This is a genomic window from Veillonella parvula (assembly GCF_018366295.1).
Taxonomy (GTDB): Bacteria; Bacillota; Negativicutes; order Veillonellales; family Veillonellaceae; genus Veillonella; species Veillonella parvula_P.
Window position 1 is genome coordinate 162,813 of record NZ_JAGZIJ010000001.1, and the last position, 21,567, is coordinate 184,379.

The following is a 21,567-nucleotide window of genomic DNA, read 5'->3' on the forward strand; positions in this document are numbered from 1 at the left end:
GCAATGAAAACCGTTGCTTTTACAACCTTAGGGTGTCGCGTAAACCAATATGATACAGATGCCATGAAAGGTTTATTTTTACAAAATAATTACGAAGCGGTAGACTTCGATGAAAAAGCTGATATATATGTAATTAATACCTGTTCTGTAACGAATATGGGGGAAAAGAAATCCCGTCAATTAATCCGCAAGGCAAAGCGTCAAAATGAAGATGCCTATGTTATTGTAACTGGTTGTTATGCTCAGCTTGATCCAGATGCGATTGCCGCTATAGATGGTGTTAATCTCGTTATTGGTACAAATAATCGCTCTAAAATTGTTGAATTAGTAGAGCAATTAGAATCTACAGAACGACAAATCAATGCTGTTCGGGATATCATGAAGGAATCTAACTTCGAGGAAATGCCGTTATATGGTAATGAATCTGACAAAGCTCGTGCGTTCATGAAAATTCAAGAAGGTTGTAATAACTATTGCGCCTTTTGTATCATTCCTTATACTCGAGGAAAATTAAAATCTCGTAAAGTTGATGATATTGTACAAGAGGCAAAACGTTTAGTAGATCATGGATTCCATGAAATCGTATTAACTGGTATACATTTGGGTAATTACGGTGTCGAATTACCAGGTCGTCCAACATTAGCTGATGTGGTAAAAGCTTTATTAGAGATTCCTAATTTATACCGCATTCGTTTCGGGTCCATTGAATCCGTAGAGGTTTCTGATGAGTTAGTAGAATTAATGGCTACCAATAAACGTGTTTGTCCTCATTTACATTTACCATTACAAGCTGGTTCTGATCATGTATTAAAGTTGATGAAACGCCATTATACATTACAAGAATATAAAGATTTAATTACAAGTTTACGTTCTCGTATTAAAGATTTATCAATTACAACTGATATTATTGCTGGTTTCCCTCAAGAAACTGATGAAGACTTCGAAGAAACATTGAATACAGTACGTGAAATTGGATTTACGCACATTCATGCCTTCCCATACTCCATTCGTGAGGGTACACCTGCAGCCACCATGGCGGATCAAGTACCAGAAGCTGTTAAGAAGACTCGTGTAGCACTTTTAAATGGCCTTAGCCAATCTGGTTATGAACGATACGCAAAATCTCGCATTGGTAAGCCTGGTGAGATTCTCATCGAAAAGGAAGAGAATGGATACTATATGGGCTTAACAAATGAATATATAAATGGTAAAGTTAAGTCTGATGGGACACGTAAAATTGGTGATCTCGTTGGTGGAACTGTTGTAGGTTTAGAAGATAATTATTTAATTATTGAGTAAGGAGTTAGATTATGAGTGACTGCATTTTTTGCAAAATTATCAATGGTGAAATTCCGTCTAAAAAAGTGTTAGAAAATGATAAATTCTATGCTTTTTATGATATTCAACCTGTAAAAAAAGTTCATGTATTAATCGTACCTAAAAATCACGTGTCTAATATTGCACATCTTAATGAAAAGAATGCAGATTATGTTGAAGGGTTACTGCCATTTGTTCGTGATGTAGCAAAAGAGCTTGGTATCTCTAAAGATGGATATCGTTTAATTTTTAATACTGGTGAAAAAGCAGGCCAAACTGTATTCCATATGCATGCACACCTTTTAGGTGGAGAAGAGATGGGCTGGCCAGAAGCCTAATTTTGAGTATTATGCATTCTTTTTATAATACTCATTAAAAAACCTATAAAATATACTTGAAAATATTGACAACATCTATACCTATACATATAATATTATATGTGCGTATGTAAATTATCAGCACTTCCCGAGATTATTTTTGGAGGGAGGGATATAGATGTCTGAAATCAAAGTCGGTAAAAACGAAACGCTTGAAAGTGCTCTTCGTCGATTCAAACGCTCCTGCCAAAAAGCGGGTGTTTTGTCTGAAGTAAGAAAACGCGAACACTATGAAAAACCAAGCGTAAAAAGAAAGAAAAAATCTGAAGCAGCAAGAAAACGCAAATTCAGAGCATAAGATGATTACCCTAATTCTGCCTTTTCATGGCTTTATGAAATCCAGAATTAGGGTTTCTTTATTATATACATAAGGAGGAAATATGAGTTTAAAAGATCAATTAAAGGAAGATATGAAAGCAGCTATGAAAGCTCGTGAAGAAGGTAAAACAGCGTTATCTGTAATTCGTATGGTCAATAGTGCCATAAAAAATACAGAAATCAATGACAAAATTGAGCTAGATGATGCTGGCATTCTTGGCATTTTAGCTAAAGAAATGAAAACTCGTCAAGATTCCTTAACAGAATTTGAAAAAGCGGGACGTGAGGACTTAATTAGTCATGTAAAAGAAGAAATGGCTGTATTGCAAAAATACTTACCAGAGCAATTGAAAGAAGATGAAATTCGTACAATTGTACAAGAAGCCATTGCTGCATGTGGTGATAACGTAAATATGGGCAATGTTATGAAACATGTAATGCCAAAAACAAAAGGGCGTGCAGATGGTAAGGTTGTCAATAATATTGTTAAAGAATTACTTGGATAATATATAGTGATATCAACGACCATTCTATATACAGTTATTGATTAAAGTTGATAGTATTGGATGTGTTAGATGTAACTTTAAAAGAATAATGAAATTCTATAGAAAGTTATTGACATATATTTTCAACATATGATAATATGAACTCAATAAAATAATTGGTCAACGAAGACTCCACTTTAGATATATAGATTTATATATTTATTTGTTGGAGTCTTTTTCTTTTAGGAGGAACAAATATGTCGACAACTAACGAATTATTATATTACATTCCGGCGGGTCAATATGGGAAAGAAGGCGTTCTTGCATTATTAGAACAACATCCTGAAATCAAGTTCGTATCTCTTGTAGGTATTGACTTAGCAGGTAATGATACTGATGAAAAGATTCCTATGTCAGCATTCTTCGATGACTACGAATCTTTCTTTGAAGGTCGTGCTGTTCAAACAGATGGTTCCTCTGTAGTACTTACAAATATTGCTACATTAAATAATGCTCGTGTAGATATGTGGGGCGATCCAAGTGTAAACTGGTTTGTTGATTACAACTACGAAAATATTGATCCTGTTACAGGATTACCAACTGGTACACTTCGTATTCCTGCATTCTTGATGCATAACTATCGCTATGTAGATTCTCGTTCTATTTTAAAACGCAGCTGCGACTATGTACGTGCTGAATTATTGGCTTTGATTAAAGAACATGGTTTACCTGGTATGCCGCATGTGAAAGCTGATGAAGTTGTAGATATCATTTTCACATCTGCAACAGAACTAGAATTCTGGGTAAAAACTCCATCTAGAACAGTTACCAAAAAAGAATTATCCGTATCCCAAAAATTACAAGAACAATACTGGCAACGTACTCATGGTACAGTTCGCACTGCATTAGAACAAGCTGTTGAACGTCTTGATAGATATGGTATGGTTGCTGAAATGGGTCATAAAGAAGTAGGTGGCGTTAAAGCTAAACTTGATGAAGATGGTCATGAAGCCGTTGTATTAGAACAATTAGAAATCGACTGGAAATTCTCAAATAATCCATTACAAACAGCAGATAATGAATTACAAGCTCGTATCATTGTTCGTGAAGTATTCCGTGAAAATGGTCTTGATGTAACATTTAATGCAAAACCAATAATTGGTGTAGCTGGTTCTGGTGAACATACTCATTTTGGTGTTATGGCTAAATTAAAATCTGGTAAAGTTGTTAACTTATTTAGCCCAGAAGATATGCGTAAAGAATCTGCTAGCTCTTTAGGCATTGGTGCAATTATGGGACTTTTAAAACACTATGAAGCCATTAATCCATTCATCAGCTCTACAACAGATTCTTTAAACCGTTTAAAACCTGGGTTTGAAGCGCCAGTATGTATTGTTACATCTTTAGGTACTGATCCATCTGAACCTAGCCGTAACCGTACAATCCTTTGCGGTTTAATTCGAGATATCGATAATCCTATGGCGACACGTTATGAATTGCGTTCTCCAAATCCTTACACCAATACATATACTGCTTTAGCGTTGATCTTTATTTCTGCATTTGATGGTATGAAATATGCCATTACATCTGGTAAAACACAAGCTCAATTGGAAGCAGAGCTTTCCAAAGAAGTAGGTGAAACATCTGATTATCTTGCTACAAATCGTGCATACCGTACTGAAAAAGATGTGTTTGATGATTTCACACAAGAAGAACGTAATCAAATGTTTGGTGTTGCTCCAGCTACTGTATGGGAAAACATAAAGGGTTACCAAAATAATCCTGAATTAGTAGAAACATTGGCTCAAGGCAATGCATTTGCTAAAGATTTAATGGACTCCTTTATTGCCTCCATTCTTAAACGCTGGAAACTAGTATTGGCTAACCGCTTAATCCCAAACAATTTGGATACAGTTCGTAGCATGGTTGCAATTCATACTGACAGCCGAAATAGTGTAGATGATAAACGCTTTGCAGAAGTTAATGACTTACGTTTCTACCTTGCGAAAGATAGTGATGATCGTAAATCCTTATTCACTCGTTTAATTGATGCACTTAATGATGGTGAATATGATTTAGCATCCCAATTACAAATCGAAATGAATGATAAAATGGAAGAATTAGAAGCTAAGTACGCTAACTACGCTAAAAATATCTTCTAATAAAATCAATTTATTAATAAAAATGGCCTCTACTACGGTAGAGGCCATTTTTCATTTAAATATATCTAAATAAATTAGATATATTCAAACAAAACGATTTAAATTTTATTCGTTATGTCCAATAAATTTTTCTACTAATACTAAGCTACATACAAGTACAAAAATTGCAACAGACCAAATTAAATTATCAAATGATGATTCATGATTGATAATTAGAAGTCTTACAATTGCAGTTATGCCAATGTATAAAAAGAAGTTAAGCGGAAAGTGGAAGTTATTTTTAAAATATTTAACGATGAGTGCAATAAACTCAAAGTATAGAAAGAAGGTAATTAGTTCTTCAATCAATAAAGAGTATGTACTATAACCTTGAATATTCGCCCACGTAACATAGACAAGACTAATCAATGTATTAATAAGTGCAATACAAAGTGCAATACCAACGCCTACAAGGGCTATATTTTTTATCGTTAATAATAGTTTAGAAATACGAATCCACATATATAATTCACCTACAATAAAAATCTAAATACTATACTACATAAAAAAGACCGTACACCGTACGGTCTTTTTACCTTTATATTAAGCTATTAGCAAAAATCTTAAGATTAGATATCAGCTTTAATAGCTTCTAATGCAGCATCGAAGTTAACTGCTTGAGTTACTTCTGGTACATATTCAACATAAGTTACTTTGTTATCTTTGTTGATTACTACAACGCCACGAGTTAAAAGACGAAGCTCTTCAATCAAGAAACCGTAGTTTTCACCGAAGGAAGCATCTTTGTGGTCAGACAAAGTAATAACTTTATCTACGCCCGCAGCACCACACCAACGTTTTTGAGCGAATGGTAAGTCCATAGAAATTGTCAATACGACTACATCTTCGGAAAGAGCTGTTGCATCTTGGTTGAACCAACGAGTTTGAGCATCACAAACACCTGTATCAAGGGAAGGAACAACGGAGATAACTTTTACTTTACCTTCGAAGTCTTTTAAAGTTTTAGCTTGCAAGTCATTACTCAATACAGTGAAGTCTGGAGCTTGTTGACCTACTTTAATTTCTGGGCCAACTAATGTGATAGGGCCACCTGCAAATGTTACTACGCCAGTACGTTTTTCCATGTTTTATTCCTCCTAAGAGTTTTAATTCTAATTATGTAAGATAAAATTTCTTTATATGCATAGTATAACATTTACATTACTATAAGTAAACTAAAAAATTCGATATAGTATTAATTTAGAAAAAACTTTAAGATTGATTACCATTAAAATTTAAAGAGGTCATTTAACTTATATTGTTGAAATACAACTACTGCTGTGATAAAAATATTTAATCTAACTATTATACATATAGGTGTATTAATGTATTATAAAAAATGTGTATACTATAAAGAGTAAAGTTAACATAATAAAGTTTGTTGATTTAGCTTTTACAGTATTGATTCAAATTCAATTACAATATAATAATACTAATGATTATATAGGCAATGATTTTAATTAGACTTAATAGAATATATTAGAGAGGACCTATGAAACCAATAGATTTATTTATGCAGTTTTTCCGGCGTGAAGGCTGGATCTATGCCATTGGCTTAACTATGTTGATGGCAATTGATGTGGCTTTTTTATTTGTTCCTCAATTCATTGGCAATGCTATAGATACATTGAGCAATAATAAGGAAGGTTTAGTTACTTATATTTATTATTTTATTTTATTATTTATTATTATCACTATTTTGAAAGTTATTTCACGTAGAACCCTATTAGGATCTATTCGTCGCATGGAGTATCTTTTTCGTGAGATTTTGTGTAGTAAAGCATTACAAGTAAAAACAACGTACTATGAGGCTAATGGACCTGGTAAGGTTATGGCGCTCATGACTAACGATGTAACATCGTTACGTGTTGCCCTTGGTCTAGGTGTAATGATTGTAGTGGATATTATTTTCTATTCCGTTGTGGGCTCCATAATATTAATTCAAAAGATTAATACTGTATTAGCTTTTAAAATTATGACACCTGTATTCTTAATTATTGTGACTATATTTGTACTAGGCAGAAAGCTACGTATTAAACAACGTAGTGCACAAGCTACTTATAGCGATTTAACAGAGTTTGGACAAGAGCTATTTCAAGGGATGGATGTTATTCGCGCTTTTAATCGTGAAAGCATTATATCTAACTCTTTTGAAAAAATAAATAAACTTAATTATAAGAAGAATATGGATGTTGCACTACTAGATGCAATATTAACACCGTTAACAAGAATTGCACCCTTTATCTGTATCAGTATTAGTATTTTTATTTGTGGACATTTAGCTGTAGAAGGTAAAATGACTATAGGCGAATTTGTTACAATCAATTCTTTTATAATGTTAATTGTAGGGCCTTTAATAGGCTTTGGAGGCCTTATTTCTATTGTACAAAAAGGTCTTGCTTCTTTAGATCGTATCATGGATTTCTTGCATTTGCCCACTGAAACAATAGATGATACCGATGAGGTATTGCCACTTGAGGATATTCACATCCGATACTTAGATTTTAATTATGAAAACTCTAAAGGTCATGCATTATCTCAAGTGACAACGACAATACCGAAAGGCTCTTTTATTGGTTTAGTTGGCAAACCTGGTTCTGGTAAAAGTACATTGTTTAAATTGCTTATTGGATTACAAGAATGTCCGGAACAGTCCATTTATTTTGGTAATCAAGATTTAGCTGCTGTTTCTTTATCAAAACTTAGAAACTCAATTGCTTATGTGCCAACACAATCTTACCTTTTAAGTACGACCATTGCAGATAATATTAAATTTGGTAAAAATTTACCTATGCACGAAACTGTAGAGGTTGCGGCACAAAAGGCAGACTTATATAGAGATTTAGGCGATTTGTTAAACGATGATTTACATGAGCTCGCTGAAGAAGGTCATGATTTATCAGGTGGACAAAAGCAGCGAATCAATATGGCTCGCGGCTTTTATAAAAATGCACCATATTTATTGCTAGATGATTGTTTTTCTGCTTTAGATGCAGTAACAGTTACAACTATTTTAAATACATTACATAATGTAAAAGAACAAACAATTTTATGTATTTCACAGCGATTAGAGGTTGTAGAGAAAGCAGATAAAATTCTAGTATTCGATGAGGGGCGTATCGTAGAAGAAGGTACTCATAAAGAATTATTAGCTAACAATGGTTTATACCGCACCTTATATGAAGCGCAGAAAGGAGAGGCCCATTATGAAGAAGCGTAATCTAAGAAATGACTGGGCTTTGTTCTCCTATATAACTGGCTACATTAAGCCTTATTTAGGTATTCTATTATTAGCAACGGTTGCGCTAGCAGGAAATTTAGTGCTATTACTTTTACGACCGTATATAACAAAGCAAGTCATCGATCTTGGCTTTGCCACTAATGATATCGCTGTTATTGAATACTATGCTCTAATGTATGGACTTACTATAATTGGTAGTGTTTTATTTATTTTTGTAGAGAATTATTTTTTAAAAAGTTTTGGTCAAAAAATAATTTATAATATTCGTAGTATTGTCTTTAAAAAGATTCTTAATAAACCACATGATGAATTTTATAAGTTGCCGATTGGCAATTGGGTAACTCGCATCACTAATGATGTAGAGTCATTACGTACATTATATACAGATGTAATTTTGAATTTATCTAGTAGCGGTTTGATGATTATTGGTATATTAGGATTTATGTATGCTATTAATGTACCCCTAGCTATCATCATGACAATTTTATTACCTATAATGGGTGGAATTATTTGGGTGTTTCAAAAGTTTTCCCGCAAAGCATTTCGTCAGGTAAGACGCTCTGTAGCTGCATCTAATGCGAGTATCAAGGAACTGTTAAATTATATTGTAATCGTAAAATCCTATGGTGGCGAAAAAGCAATTGAGGAACGTTATAATACTGTTAATAAAGGTTTCTTAGAAGCAGGCCTTTTTGAAGTTACTACATTTTCTATTTTTAGACCACTCGTAGATGGTCTATTCTTTGTTGCGTTAATTGTTATTTTTACAACTACGAATTTAATAGACTCTGTAGCTGACGCTGGTACAGTATTTGCCTTTATCCAATATATGGACCGATTCTTCCAACCATTAAAGGAAATTGCAGATAAATATAACTCACTACAAAGTGCATTAGCTGGTGCTGAAAGATTAGTTCCCTTATTAGAGGAAGAAGAGCGTCAGATGGCTAATGAAGTTCCTGATGAATTTAAACATATAGAGACCATTGAATTTGAGCATGTGTGGTTTTCCTATAATAATAACGACATTTATGCGCTAGAAGACTTTACATTAAACATTAAAGCTGGAGAATTCATAGGGATTGTAGGTCCTTCTGGTAGTGGTAAATCTACACTTTTAGCATTGTTGATGGGGGTCTACAAACCAACAAGAGGGACTATCTATATCAACGGTATAAATATTACCAAATATGACAATTCTGTGCTTCGCCATTTAATGGGATATGTTTTTCAGCAAGCTTATCTATTTAAGGGTTCCATTAGAGATAACTTAACACTTTTTGATACATCAATTTCTAATGAGGAAATGATCAATGCAGCAAAACAAGTTAATTTGGATTCTATGATTGAACAACTTCCGGAAGGGTATGAGACACCGGTTGGTTATTTAGGCTCCTTATTATCTGATGGGCAAAAACAATTATTGGCTTTTGGCCGTACCTTGATTAAAAAAACACCAATTCTATTGCTAGATGAAGCAACGGCTAATATCGATAGTCATACGGAGAAGCAAATTCAAGCAAGTATTGAAAATATTCGAGGTAGTAAAACAATCGTAAGTATTGCTCATCGTCTTTCAACAGTAGAAGATGCCAATAAAATAGTGTATATGGAATATGGTAAAATAATAGAAAAAGGATCTTTTAATGAGCTTATCAACTTAAAAGGGGCCTTTTATAATCTATGGAATAATCAACACAGTGGGAGTTAGTATGGAATTTATCCAATCTAAAGATAATAAAACGATTAAGCGAATTATCTCATTAAGGCAACGTAAAAATCGCCAAAAAAATGGAGAGTACATCGTTGAAGGCATTCGCTCTATTCGAGATATTGCAGCTATGGGTGCAGTAAAAACAATCGTTATACGTGAATCTAAAGCGCAAGATAAAAATATATTAGATTTATTAGACTTAGATACTGTTCAATCTGTACCTAAATATATCGCACAAGATCCAGTGTTTGATAAAGTAGATAATACCGTAAATGGACAAGGTGTAGTTGCTATTGTATCAAAGCCTACATATGATATTGAATCAATTTCTATTGTGGATGGTTTATATATTACATTAGATGGTGTTCAAGATCCCGGCAATCTAGGTACCATTATTCGTACTGCTGTTGCAGCAGGTGTTAAAGGGATATTTTTGATGAAAGGAACTGTGGACCCTTTTAATGACAAGACAGTGCGCAGTACTATGAGCGCCTTACATAAAATACCTTTATATGAAGACATTACCTTATCTCTGTTACATGATATGGTAACCGAGTCTAATATGACTAGCTATGTAACAGCTTTAGAACATTCCAATCCTTATCATACTGTAAGTTATGCTAAGCGAACTATGCTAGTATTAGGAAACGAAGGAAATGGTGTAACACCAGAAGTTATGAATCTATGTACAAATCGTATTATGATTCCTATGTATGGTGATATGGAATCCTTAAATGTAAGCGTAGCTGCTGCATTATGTATGTATAAAGTACAAGAACAATTGATGCCTTAGTATATATATGATAAAATTTTATGACCTTATAAAAAGTCCTCTACTAGTAAACAAGTAGAGGGCTTTTGTATTGATTTTTTAGTTGTGTATTTGGTAAAATAACATATATCCTTTGTGGGAGAACAAAGTTCTCCCTTTTTTTCATGAAAAGGAAGATAACTATGTCCAAATTAATTGTAAATGCAGACGATTTTGGCCTTCATAGTGCAGTTAATGCTGGTATTATTGATGGTCACCGTAGAGGTATTATTACCAGTACCTCTTTAATGGCAGGAGGAGAAGCTTTTACAGAAGCCGTAAGTATGGCAAAACAAAACCCTAAGTTGGGCATTGGTATTCATATTACCTTGGTGGGTGGGGTCAAACCAGTATGTGATCCATCAGAAGTTTCATCACTTCTCACACCAGAAGGTGTATTTCCAGAGAACTATGTAGAATTTATTAAACGTATTTACTCTGGCAAAATCAATTATAGTGAATTACGTAAAGAGATTCATGCACAAATAGCTCAAATAATGGATACCGGCTTAAGGGTAACTCATATTGATGGACATCAACATTTGCATGTGTTACCAACGGTATTGCCAATTGTGATTGAACAGGCAAAATCCTTTGGTATACATGCTATACGTATACCCGATGAGTCTACTGGTTTTATGAATTATATGTATTCCCCAATTCGATTTCTTGGTAAAGTTGGTTTATCAACGGTTGCGGCTAATGCGCGACCAATCATACGAAATAATTGTATGACTACAACCCAATATTTTTGGGGCATGGTAAATGGAGGTCATATAAATCAGAAATCTCTAATGGGTATCCTAAAAGCGGTAAATAAACATTCTGGTACACATGAATTGATGGTTCACCCAGGTAGTAATAGTAGTATTCTTAGTAAGCTTTATAATTGGGGTTATCATTGGGAAGATGAGTTGCATGCACTCTGTTCCAGTCATACGCGATTATATATAAGTCAACATGATATAGAGCTCATTAATTATGGAGACTTGGTATGAGTAAAATGATGAAGAGAGGCATCTTTATGTTTCTCTTGTTATTGGCTGTATCAATTGGTATTATTTACTATACTATTGATTTAGATGCATTGAAAGCCATATCATCTTTTAATAGTATTTCCTTATTATTAGCTTTAGTTGCTTTAGTAGCAGGTATGTATTTTGATGGATTACGACTTCAAAGGCTCGTAAAAATTGGTGGTTACAAGTTATCGATACGAGCAGTGCTACGAGTTATTTTTAGTAATTATTTTATGGCTATGTTGACACCTGGAGCTAGCGGTGGTGCTGTCGCGCAAGTACTGGTGTTGAGAAGTTATGGCGTACCTATATCTAAAGGTACACCGATTGTATTAATACGTACCGTATTTTCCATTATGTTTTTGGTCATTATGCTGCCATTAGTATTCTTACGAGATGCTATTGAAATTCCATATATCTCTCGTGATATGCTTTTGATTTTTGCCGTGCTTGCTGTTATAGCAACCTTAGTGGGAACTTATATATTACAGACTAAGTATATGCGTCAATTTGTCTATAATCTAGCACAACGATTTAAAGCACATAACACTAAAGATTGGCTTTCTAAATTAGAAACACTAAATCAAGGTCTTGGTTTACTTTATAAACAACCTGTCCAATCTTTAATAGTTTTTATTGAATCTGGTTTGAGTTTATTATGCTTATATTGTATTGCACCCGCCTTAATGTATGCTTTCACACCAGATATTCCTATTATCGATATTTTAGATCGCATGATTTTATTAAATCTTATTTTGTATTTTGCACCAACCCCAGGGGGAACAGGCATTGCAGAAGGTCTATTTGTAGTATTATTTAGTGCCTTTGTACCTAATGGAACAGTGGGCATCATCGCTGTAGGATGGCGTGTTGTGGCTGAGTATATGCCATTCTTCATCGGTATGTATGCAGTATTAACATTATATGGACGACAATTCGTTGCCCAAGAAACTTCAAGAGAACAATAAGGGAGTGTGCTCTATGTCTAAACCAAAAAAAGATAAATTTTATCTGGTTCAAGAAGATATTTTACCAGAGGCTATAAAAAAGACGATAAAAGTAAAAGAAATTCTAAAACTAGGTGAGGTTAAAACAATTAACGAAGCAGTTGAAAAAATGGATTTAAGTCGATCTGCGTATTATAAATACAAGGATTATGTTTTTCCATTTTTTGAAATTGCTCAAGGAAAAATTGTTAGTATTTATGTTTCTATGTCAAATGAATCTGGTATGTTATCAAGCGTTTTGAAAGCCATTGCTGAACGTAACGGTAGTATTTTAACGATTAATCAAGATATTCCATTACAAGGCATTGCGAATAGTAGCATTTCTTTTGAAACCAAGGATTTACAAGGCTCATTAGAAGATTTATTGCTAGATATTCGCTCTATGAAGGGTATTATAAAGGTAGAGATTTTAGGCCAAGCATAGGCTAATTAAGAGAGTAGGACGATTATGACCACTATAAAAATTGCTTTATTAGGTTTTGGTACTGTTGCACAAGGTACTTTTAACTTATTGCAAGACAATGCTGAATTAATTAAAAATCGTACAGGTGTCAATGTTGAAATTTCTAAAATTTACGTACGAAATCCAGAAAAATATAGTCATATTATATTACCAGAAACAGCTAAATATGTAACTGATATTGATGAAGTATTAAAAGATGACTCCATTCAAATGGTAGTGGAATTAATGGGTGGTACAAACTTTGCAAAAGATTGTGTAGAAGGGGCTTTAAAAGCTAAGAAGAATGTGGTAACTGCCAATAAAGACTTATTAGCAGAAGCTGGTCCATACTTATTAGACTTAGCGAGTAAAAATGGGGTAGACTTACGTTTTGAAGCATCTGTTTTAGGTGGTATTCCTATAATCCGCACATTATATGAATCGTTAGCCGGTAATCGTATTACTGAAATCATTGGCATTATGAACGGTACTACAAACTTTATTTTGACTAAAATGTCTGAAGAAGGTTTAAGCTATCAAGATGTATTGAAAGAAGCACAAGAGTTAGGATATGCAGAGGCAGATCCTACAGCTGATGTTGAAGGCCTTGATGCAGCTCGTAAATTGGCAATACTTGCATCCATTAGTTTTAACCGTCGTATTTTCTTTGAAGATGTAACTGTAGAAGGTATTACTTGTATTGATACTGAAGATATAAAATTTGGGAAAGAGTTTGGTTACAATATTAAATTATTAGGTATTGCTAAAGAAACTGCTCAAGGATTATCTCTAAATGTATACCCTGCATTTATTCCTACTACACATCCATTGGCATCTGTTCGCGGATCCTATAATGCGATTTATGTAAAGGGGAATGGTATCGACGATGTCATGTTATATGGTCGTGGTGCAGGTAGCTTACCGACAGGTAGTTCTGTAGTATCTGACATTATGGAAGTGGCAAAGAATGTTTCTTATAATGAAACGGGACGTTTGAAACCGTTCTATTATGATCAAAAAGATATTTATTCTCCAGGTAAAATTCAATCTAGCTACTACTTGCGTTTAGCAGTAGATAATAAAACAGGTGTACTAGCAAAAATCTCTGCAAAATTAGCAGAACAAAAGATTTCTGTTTTATCCATCGTTCAACGAAATATGGATCCAGAAACTGCAGTTCTTGCCATTGTTACATCTAAATGCCCAAGATCTTATATTTTAAATCTTATAGACTCTTTTAATAGCTTGCGCTCCGTTAAGGCTGTTAATAGTGTCATTCGTATTATGGAAGCTTAATTATGAATACTGTTCGTGTACAAGTACCTGCCACTAGTGCAAACTGTGGCCCAGGTTTTGATTGCTTAGGATTAGCACTAAATCTTTATAATATATTCAGCTTTACACCAGATGAAAATGCTACAGAATATACATATACTTTTGAAGGTTTTGGTGCAGATATTCTACGCGCTGAAGATCCTAAAAAGAATCTAATTGGTTTCGCTATGGATCAAGTTTTTGCTACTGCTCAAGAACCAATTCGATATGGTCATATAACTTCTGAAACCTTGATTCCTCCCTCTCGTGGACTAGGTAGTAGTAGTACGGCTATCGTAGGGGGGCTTTTACTGGCGAACGCATTGGTAAAGCATCCACTTTCAAAAGAAGAGTTACTAGTTATAGCAAATCGTATGGAAGGTCATCCAGATAATGTGGCGCCAGCTATTTACGGAAATTTATGTTGTGCTACAGGTTTAAAAAATAAGGTACTAAACACGGTCATTTCTATTCCTCCGGAGCTACATTTTGCTGTTGTAGTACCAGAAGTCATGGTATCTACTGAATATGCTCGTTCTGTGCTACCAAATCATATTCCATTTAAAGAAGCTGTACAAAATGTAAGTCATGCTTCATTATTTGTAACAAGCTTAATTACGCATCAATTAAGTAATTTATCTGTTGCCTTAGATGACAACTTGCATGTACCTTATCGTAAGACATTGATTCCTCATTGTGATGAAGTTTTTGAAGCCGCAAAAGTTGCTGGAGCTTACGGTGCTACTATCAGTGGATCGGGTTCTACTCTGATTGCATATGTTGATAAAACTCATGTACAAGAGGTAGCAAAGGCTATGGGGGCCGTATTCACAGCAAATGAGATTGAAAATAAAATATATTGCTTAGAAGCTGATACAACTGGAGCGTTAATTATATAGTTTATGGTATAATTATAGTGTTAGGCACAGTCCATAACAATAATTGGAGGAAACTATGAACAATATAAAAACAACACTTTTATTAGCGACTCTAACAGCCATTTTAGTGGTTATTGGTGATATGATTGGCGGCAGAAGCGGTATGATTATGATGTTTGTCATATCCATGGGTATGAATTTTATGTCCTATTGGTACAGCGATAAAATCGTTTTAGCCCAATACAATGCTCAACCTGTTACTGCACAGTCTAATCCAAAACTATATGCAATGGTAGATCAATTGGCTAAAAATGGTAATTTACCAATGCCAAAGGTTTATATCATTCCCAGTGAAGTACCGAATGCATTTGCAACAGGTAGAAATCCTAGTCATGCAGCAGTTGCTGTTACAGAAGGTATCCAACGTCTATTAACTGATGAAGAATTAGAAGGTGTGCTTGCACACGAATTAACACATGTTAAGAATCGAGATACATTGATTAGTACAATTGCAGCTATGATGGCTGGTGCTATTTCTATGATAGCCAATATACTTCAATTTACTGCCATATTTGGGCGTTCCGATGATCGAGAAGGCACTAACCCTTTGGCACTTCTTGGTACAATCATTATTGCACCTATCGCAGCTGGTCTTATTCAGATGAGTATTTCCCGTACTCGTGAGTTTTTAGCTGATGAGGGGGGCGGAGATATGTGTCGCAATCCATTAGCACTGGCTTCTGCACTTGCAAAAATTGACTACTACTCTAAACATGGTGCATTGCCTAATGCAAGTAATGCTACAGCCCATATGTTTATTATTAACCCTATGATGGGAATTGGTGAAAGCTTGAGCAATCTTTTTAGTACACATCCTCGCACGGAAGAACGTATTCAAAAGTTAAAGAAACAAGCTATAAATCCAAAGTATAAAGAAAAGGCAATATTATAATTAGTATCTACTGGAGGGTATTATGCAAGAAACATTAGTTTTAATTAAACCAGATGCAGTTAAACGTCAATTAAGTGGTGAAATTCTTAGCCGTTATGAACGTAAAGGCCTTGTTATTAAAGCATTAAAACTCTTACAAGTACCTCGTGAATTAGCGGAAGAACATTATGCAGAACATAAGGAAAAACCATTCTTTGGTGAATTAGTTGATTTTATTACATCAGGACCAGTTCTTGCTTTTGTGTTAGCTGGTGAGAACGCAATTGTATCCGTACGTGCTTTAAACGGAGCAACAAATCCTGTAGATGCTGCCCCTGGTAGTATTCGTGGTGACTATGCCCTAACAATGGATGCTAACGTAGTACATGCTTCTGATTCTCCAGAAGCCGCTGCTCGTGAAATTCATCTTTGGTTCCCTGAATACAAATAATCTCAAGGTTGGGATTCTTTAGCTTTTATTTCTACATCCATGTTATCTATAGGAGGTAATCATATGGCAAGTAGCGTTTATACAAAAACAGGTGATGCTGGTACAACTGGTTTATACACGGGAGAACGTGTACAGAAATCATCTTTACGCGTAGAAGCTTATGGTACAATCGATGAATTACAAGCTTTTTTAGGATTGGCTCGCGCTTATGCTGAAAATCCACGTGTTTCTGCTGAATTATACGATATTGAGCGCAACTTATGGACATTAATGGCCGATATTGCAAGTTTAAATGCCGCTCCGGTAATTACTGAGCAATATGTAAAGCATTTAGAAAAAGTTATAGATCGCTTTGATGCAAAATTAGAACCTTTATCTAGTTTTGTTATTCCAGGTGAAAAACAATCTTCTGCTTACTTACATGTAGCTAGAACGATTACTCGACGTGCGGAACGCGCTTTATGGCGGGTATTAGACGCTGGTGAAAGTGTTCACGAATCTAATTTAAAATACTTAAATCGTCTATCCGACCTTTGCTTTATCTTGTGTCGTGTAGAGGAAGAACTTGGAGCAGAATAAACAAAAAAAGCTATGTATTTTACATAGCTTTTTGCTCGTTATAGACCTTATTGTGAAATTGTTTGGTTTAAAACATCTTGAGGACTAGGATAGTAGAAAAAGATATGAGGAATTTCATAACGGAATTTTTCTCTTAATAGATTGGCTAATGTTGTTTCAAAGTTTATAATTTTATCAGCGCCGAAATCAAAGTCTTCAACTAATACTAAGAGTTGTGCTTCAACTTGAGGTGCATTTTCTGGTAAGGCTTCTGGTGGTAGCGGAACATTCACTACTACTCGTGCAGTACCAATATATTTACCTTGCCCGTCATCGATGGCAACACGATATGTGTTATCCCATAAAGTAGCCATCATTTTTAGTTTCATATTCATAATTTCCATAGTATCGCTCCTTTGTTATACTTATAATGATACTGAAATTATAAATTCTTGTATAGGTGCATTATGAAATCACAAATTATATTGTGTTCCGGTGGGGCACGTAGTGGAAAAAGTGAATTTGCTGAACGTTTAGCATTGGCTACAAAAGGTTTAAAAGCTTATGTAGCTACGGGCCAAGCTTTTGATGAGGAAATGGTGGATCGCATCAAAAAACATCAAGAGCGACGAGGAAAAATATGGAATAATTTTGAAGTACCTTTACATTTAGCTGATGAATGGGAAAATATCAGTAAATCAGCAGATGTAATTCTTATAGATTGTTTAACCATGTTCACTACCAATCACATGATGGCTTATGGCTCCATTCGTGGTCAAGAAGATGCTAATAGTTTAGAACAGACAATACTTTCAGAATTAGACACTTTATTAGACTCGATACAATCATGTGAAGGTAAAACAGTTATATTTGTGACCAATGAAATTGGGTTAGGTATTGTGCCGGATAATAAACTGGCTAGATATTTTAGAGATATTGCTGGTCGTGTGAATCGAGCAGTAGCTTCTGTTGCAGATAAACTCTATTTAACAATTAGTGGTGTTACCATTGAATTGAAATCACAGGAGGTTCATATAAATGGCTAAGAAAATAATGTTTCAAGGAACGAGTTCTAATGTAGGTAAAAGTATTCTTTGTACTGCATTATGCCGTATTTTTTATAGAAAAGGTTTTAAGACCGTTCCTTTTAAAGCACAAAATATGGCTCTCAATTCTTATGTGACAAAATGGGGCGATGAAATTGGTCGTGCTCAAGTCGCTCAAGCCGAAGCCGCTGGTATTGATCCAATAGTTCAAATGAATCCTGTTTTATTAAAACCTACAGGCAATCAATCGTCTCAAGTTGTATTGATGGGAAAACCTGTTGGTGTATATAGTGCTAAAGAATATCATACTAAATATTCTCTAACCGCTTTAGATAAGGTTAAAGAATCTATCGATTTCTTAGATTCAAATTTTGATATGATGGTTATCGAAGGTGCTGGTAGCCCTGCAGAAGTTAACTTAAAAGCAAATGACATTGTAAATATGCGTATTGCCAAGATGACTCAAGCTCCAGTTTTTCTCATTGCAGATATTGACCGAGGTGGTGCTATTGCGTCTATTGTTGGTACCTTAGAACTATTAGAACCAGAAGAACGCGATCTTATCAAAGGTATCGTTATCAATAAATTCCGTGGTGATATCAAACTATTAGAACCAGCTCTTACATTTATTGAAGAAAAAACAGGTAAAAAAGTGGTAGGAGTTATTCCTGCCATTGAAAACCTCGATATTGATGAAGAAGATTCTGTTGCATTAGAGAACAAACGCAATAGTGGGTCTAAAGATATTCAGGTCGTAGTTATGCAAACACCTAAAATCTCTAATTTTACAGACTTTGATGCACTTAATTATGAGCCAGATGTATCTGTCCGTTTTGTAGGCCCTGGAGATGTTATCGGTACACCAGATTTAATTATATTACCTGGTTCTAAAAATACATTGGCTGACTTAACATATTTACGCGATACAGGCTTTGCTGATGAAATCAAAAAATTGGCTGCTCAAGGTACACCTGTTATCGGTGTTTGTGGCGGTAACCAAATGTTAGGTAAAACTATTTATGATCCGCATCATATGGAAGGTGATATCGAGGAAATTGAAGGACTTGGCCTTGTTGAATCCTCCACGACTATGAAGGCTCAAAAAACTACCCATCAAGTACAATTCAATGTATCTAATTTACAGTTCTTAAATGGTACTTTCAGGGGTGAAAAATTAGTAGGCTATGAAATTCATATGGGGGATACTACACCACTAGCAGATACAGTGTCTCGTTGCTTTACAATTACAAGTCGCAGTGAAGAGGCCGTCAATGTTATTGATGGTTTTATTGATGGCAATCATCAGGTAATGGGTACATATATTCACGGTGTATTTGATAATGACGAGTTTAGACGTTTTATTATCAATCAATTACGTGAACGCAAGGGATTACAACCATTAGATGTAGTATTCCATTATTTTGAACATAAAAATGCGGCATATAATCGCTTAGCTGATATTGTGGAGGAACATTTAGATATGGACTATATTATGTCTACTTTGGGATAGTAGAGGAGATATATGGAACATTTAACATTTTTTCACTGGTTTTCGAAGTATAACTTTGTGTGTATACCAGTTTTAGCATTTTTATTGGATTTAATTATTGGAGATCCTAATAGTAAATATCATCCAGTGGGCATTATTGGACGTATAATATCTTTTTTTGAAGCCGTTCTTTATAAGGACACTGATAATGATACGAAGAAATTGTGGTACGGTGGTATTGCAGTAGGTTTAATTCTTATATCGGTATATATCATAGTATCTTTATTGTTATGGCTAGGTGGAGTAGTAGACAAATGGGTATACTATGCTTTCGAAGTAGTGATCCTCTACATCGCCATTTCTCCACGTTCATTGGCTGGCGCAGGTTTTACGATTAGTCAGTTAATAAAACAAGGTAATATCGTAGAAGCTCGTAAACGTTTATCCTGGATTGTGGGACGTGATACTGAAGACCTAGATGAAAGTGAAATCACTCGTGCTACAGTAGAAACGATTGCGGAAAATACGGTAGATGGTATCATTGCACCTTTTTTCTTTTTTATTATCGGTGGCCCTATGGGGGCTATTCTTTATAGAACTGCTAATACTATGGATTCTATGTTAGGCTATAAGAATCAAAAGTACTTGTACTTTGGTCGCGTAGCTGCACGCTTTGATGACATATTAAATTGGATTCCTGCCCGAATTACCTTTGTATTAATTGTAATTTCTGCATTCTTTTTACGCTTTGATGCAAAAAAGGCGATCCAAATTGGTTTGCGCGATGCTAAGAAACATCCAAGCCCTAATGGTGGTTACGCAGAAGCACCAGTTGCAGGAGCTTTACATATTCGCTTAGGTGGTTACAATCAATATTTCAAAAAAATGACTTTTCGCGAATATATGGGTGACCCTATTGAAAAGTTGAATCGCAACCATATTACACGAACTATTTATATGATGTATGTTACGACTATACTAATGGTCATCATTAGTACAGTCATTACCTATGGGATGAATGTATAATGACACCTTTTTTTATAGCACTACAATTTTTAACGCGTTTAAAACTTGTAAATCAAACTGAATGGTCTGTAGAGGACTTTGGTAAATCGGTAGTAGCCTTTCCTTATGTGGGCCTTATTATTGGTCTCATACTAGCTATATTATATGGCGTATTGTCGCCATTTATTCCGATTATGCCATTGATGTTAATTATCGTTGTGGCTGAGTTTTTAATAACTGGTGGCCTTCATGCTGATGGTTTGATGGATACAAGCGATGGTTTGTTTTCCGGCCGTGAAAGAGAACGTAAACTAGAAATCATGAAAGATAGTCGTATAGGCTCCTTTGGAGTTGTTGCTTTTGTATTTGTTACACTTTTGAAATGGCAATTATTAGCTTCGATTCCATCGGCTGAATTTATTCCTATGGCACTCATTATGATGCCTTTAATGAGCCGCTGGTCTATGGTTTTTAGTATTCGATCCTATCCATATGCTAGAGAACAGGGGATGGGGGCAGCATTTGCTAATTTAGCACCTAAATATGTTATTACTTATAACACCATATCTACGTTCTTTATGCCTATTCTATTACTATTAATCGGTTTAGTATTATATACACTTTTATATGGTGCTTATGCAATTTTTTCAGCACCTGATGTAGGGTATTTGGTAGGACTAGGTGTGTTAGTATATGCTACTATAGGTATTTTCCAAATCAATATTGTTAGCATGATTATTACGTATATTATTAACCGATTATTAAACCGCTATATTGTAAAAGCGTTAGGTGGCACTACTGGTGATACATATGGATTTGTTGTGGAAGTAACTGAAGTATTATTGATATTGGTATATAGCATAATTTTATCTATACTATCAGCTACGGTAGTTAATAATCCAACTATGTTCTAACTCTAAATTTTTGATTTTCAAAGTTTTAATATCTTTAGAACGTATACTT

Annotated in this window: 23 protein-coding genes; 20 read left to right on the forward strand and 3 right to left on the reverse strand. The window is 34.7% G+C overall.

The features are described 5' to 3' along the window. Positions 1 to 3: 3 nt before the first annotated feature. The 5 genes from mtaB to KHY58_RS00820 all read left to right on the forward strand — a co-directional run bounded on the left by mtaB (position 4) and on the right by KHY58_RS00820 (position 4,659). Positions 4 to 1,299 carry a tRNA (N(6)-L-threonylcarbamoyladenosine(37)-C(2))-methylthiotransferase MtaB gene (mtaB, locus tag KHY58_RS00800; RefSeq protein ID WP_004695745.1) on the forward strand — a complete coding sequence of 432 codons (1,296 nt, stop codon included), beginning with the start codon at positions 4 to 6 and terminating at the stop codon, positions 1,297 to 1,299. A gap of 11 nt (positions 1,300 to 1,310) precedes the next feature. After that, positions 1,311 to 1,655: a histidine triad nucleotide-binding protein gene (locus KHY58_RS00805; protein ID WP_004695748.1), complete on the forward strand. Its 345-nt coding sequence runs from the start codon at positions 1,311 to 1,313 to the stop codon at positions 1,653 to 1,655. 157 nt (positions 1,656 to 1,812) lie between these two features. Continuing rightward, positions 1,813 to 1,992, forward strand: coding sequence for a 30S ribosomal protein S21 (gene rpsU / locus KHY58_RS00810; RefSeq protein ID WP_004695751.1), 180 nt, complete (start codon positions 1,813 to 1,815; stop codon positions 1,990 to 1,992). Positions 1,993 to 2,074: 82 nt separating this feature from the next. Next, the gene (locus tag KHY58_RS00815; RefSeq protein ID WP_004695753.1) at positions 2,075 to 2,518 is read left to right on the forward strand and encodes a GatB/YqeY domain-containing protein; all 444 of its coding nucleotides are present in this window, start codon (positions 2,075 to 2,077) and stop codon (positions 2,516 to 2,518) included. A 236-nt stretch (positions 2,519 to 2,754) separates the two neighbouring features. Continuing rightward, positions 2,755 to 4,659, forward strand: coding sequence for a glutamine synthetase (locus KHY58_RS00820; RefSeq protein WP_004695754.1), 1,905 nt, complete (start codon positions 2,755 to 2,757; stop codon positions 4,657 to 4,659). Between the two features lie 105 nt (positions 4,660 to 4,764). On the opposite strand, the gene KHY58_RS00825 is transcribed toward KHY58_RS00820, so the two are convergent. Together KHY58_RS00825 and tpx are read right to left on the reverse strand one after the other, a co-directional pair. Further along, complete coding sequence (locus KHY58_RS00825) at positions 4,765 to 5,160, reverse strand: phosphate-starvation-inducible protein PsiE (protein WP_004695756.1); 396 nt, start codon at positions 5,158 to 5,160, stop codon at positions 4,765 to 4,767. Positions 5,161 to 5,267: 107 nt separating this feature from the next. Next, positions 5,268 to 5,783 (reverse strand): thiol peroxidase, encoded by a 516-nt coding sequence (gene tpx, locus KHY58_RS00830; RefSeq protein ID WP_008600893.1) that lies wholly within the window; start codon positions 5,781 to 5,783, stop codon positions 5,268 to 5,270. Between the two features lie 407 nt (positions 5,784 to 6,190). Between tpx and KHY58_RS00835 the strand changes: the two genes are divergently transcribed. From KHY58_RS00835 to KHY58_RS00885, 11 genes are all read left to right on the forward strand, one after another. After that, positions 6,191 to 7,918 carry an ABC transporter ATP-binding protein gene (locus KHY58_RS00835; RefSeq protein WP_120054761.1) on the forward strand — a complete coding sequence of 576 codons (1,728 nt, stop codon included), beginning with the start codon at positions 6,191 to 6,193 and terminating at the stop codon, positions 7,916 to 7,918. Beyond that, positions 7,905 to 9,650 (forward strand): ABC transporter ATP-binding protein, encoded by a 1,746-nt coding sequence (locus KHY58_RS00840; RefSeq protein ID WP_278471544.1) that lies wholly within the window; start codon positions 7,905 to 7,907, stop codon positions 9,648 to 9,650. Before KHY58_RS00835 ends, KHY58_RS00840 begins: the two co-directional genes overlap by 14 nt. A gap of 1 nt (position 9,651) precedes the next feature. Continuing rightward, a complete protein-coding gene (locus KHY58_RS00845; RefSeq protein WP_120054763.1) occupies positions 9,652 to 10,446 on the forward strand; it encodes a TrmH family RNA methyltransferase in 795 nt (264 codons plus the stop codon). Between the two features lie 161 nt (positions 10,447 to 10,607). Beyond that, complete coding sequence (locus tag KHY58_RS00850; protein ID WP_120054764.1) at positions 10,608 to 11,462, forward strand: ChbG/HpnK family deacetylase; 855 nt, start codon at positions 10,608 to 10,610, stop codon at positions 11,460 to 11,462. Then, the gene (locus KHY58_RS00855; protein WP_120054765.1) at positions 11,459 to 12,451 is read left to right on the forward strand and encodes a lysylphosphatidylglycerol synthase transmembrane domain-containing protein; all 993 of its coding nucleotides are present in this window, start codon (positions 11,459 to 11,461) and stop codon (positions 12,449 to 12,451) included. Before KHY58_RS00850 ends, KHY58_RS00855 begins: the two co-directional genes overlap by 4 nt. A gap of 13 nt (positions 12,452 to 12,464) precedes the next feature. Next, positions 12,465 to 12,914 (forward strand): ACT domain-containing protein, encoded by a 450-nt coding sequence (locus tag KHY58_RS00860; protein ID WP_004695770.1) that lies wholly within the window; start codon positions 12,465 to 12,467, stop codon positions 12,912 to 12,914. A gap of 24 nt (positions 12,915 to 12,938) precedes the next feature. Then, entirely contained in the window at positions 12,939 to 14,228 is a 1,290-nt protein-coding gene (locus KHY58_RS00865; RefSeq protein WP_120054766.1) for a homoserine dehydrogenase, read from the forward strand. 2 nt (positions 14,229 to 14,230) lie between these two features. Continuing rightward, positions 14,231 to 15,145, forward strand: a complete 915-nt coding sequence (gene thrB / locus KHY58_RS00870; RefSeq protein WP_278471549.1) for a homoserine kinase — start codon at positions 14,231 to 14,233, stop codon at positions 15,143 to 15,145. A 55-nt stretch (positions 15,146 to 15,200) separates the two neighbouring features. Next, entirely contained in the window at positions 15,201 to 16,076 is an 876-nt protein-coding gene (gene htpX, locus KHY58_RS00875; RefSeq protein ID WP_278471551.1) for a zinc metalloprotease HtpX, read from the forward strand. Positions 16,077 to 16,098: 22 nt separating this feature from the next. Next, entirely contained in the window at positions 16,099 to 16,506 is a 408-nt protein-coding gene (gene ndk / locus KHY58_RS00880; RefSeq protein WP_004695778.1) for a nucleoside-diphosphate kinase, read from the forward strand. A 63-nt stretch (positions 16,507 to 16,569) separates the two neighbouring features. Further along, positions 16,570 to 17,085 (forward strand): cob(I)yrinic acid a,c-diamide adenosyltransferase, encoded by a 516-nt coding sequence (locus KHY58_RS00885; protein WP_012864346.1) that lies wholly within the window; start codon positions 16,570 to 16,572, stop codon positions 17,083 to 17,085. Positions 17,086 to 17,132: 47 nt separating this feature from the next. Here KHY58_RS00885 and KHY58_RS00890 read toward each other — a convergent pair whose 3' ends face one another. Then, on the reverse strand, positions 17,133 to 17,468 hold the full coding sequence (locus KHY58_RS00890) for a hypothetical protein (protein WP_004695781.1): 336 nt from the start codon (positions 17,466 to 17,468) through the stop codon (positions 17,133 to 17,135). 63 nt (positions 17,469 to 17,531) lie between these two features. Between KHY58_RS00890 and cobU the strand changes: the two genes are divergently transcribed. The 4 genes from cobU to cobS are packed head-to-tail and all read left to right on the forward strand — an operon-like array spanning position 17,532 to position 21,518. After that, a complete protein-coding gene (gene cobU, locus KHY58_RS00895) occupies positions 17,532 to 18,110 on the forward strand; it encodes a bifunctional adenosylcobinamide kinase/adenosylcobinamide-phosphate guanylyltransferase (protein WP_120054769.1) in 579 nt (192 codons plus the stop codon). Next, on the forward strand, positions 18,103 to 19,620 hold the full coding sequence (locus KHY58_RS00900) for a cobyric acid synthase (RefSeq protein WP_120054770.1): 1,518 nt from the start codon (positions 18,103 to 18,105) through the stop codon (positions 19,618 to 19,620). The genes cobU and KHY58_RS00900 overlap by 8 nt, the downstream gene beginning before the upstream one ends. 12 nt (positions 19,621 to 19,632) lie before the next feature. Next, entirely contained in the window at positions 19,633 to 20,625 is a 993-nt protein-coding gene (gene cbiB / locus KHY58_RS00905) for an adenosylcobinamide-phosphate synthase CbiB (RefSeq protein WP_278471558.1), read from the forward strand. Beyond that, a complete protein-coding gene (gene cobS, locus KHY58_RS00910) occupies positions 20,625 to 21,518 on the forward strand; it encodes an adenosylcobinamide-GDP ribazoletransferase (RefSeq protein ID WP_077708403.1) in 894 nt (297 codons plus the stop codon). Before cbiB ends, cobS begins: the two co-directional genes overlap by 1 nt. The last annotated feature ends 49 nt before the right edge of the window (positions 21,519 to 21,567 follow it).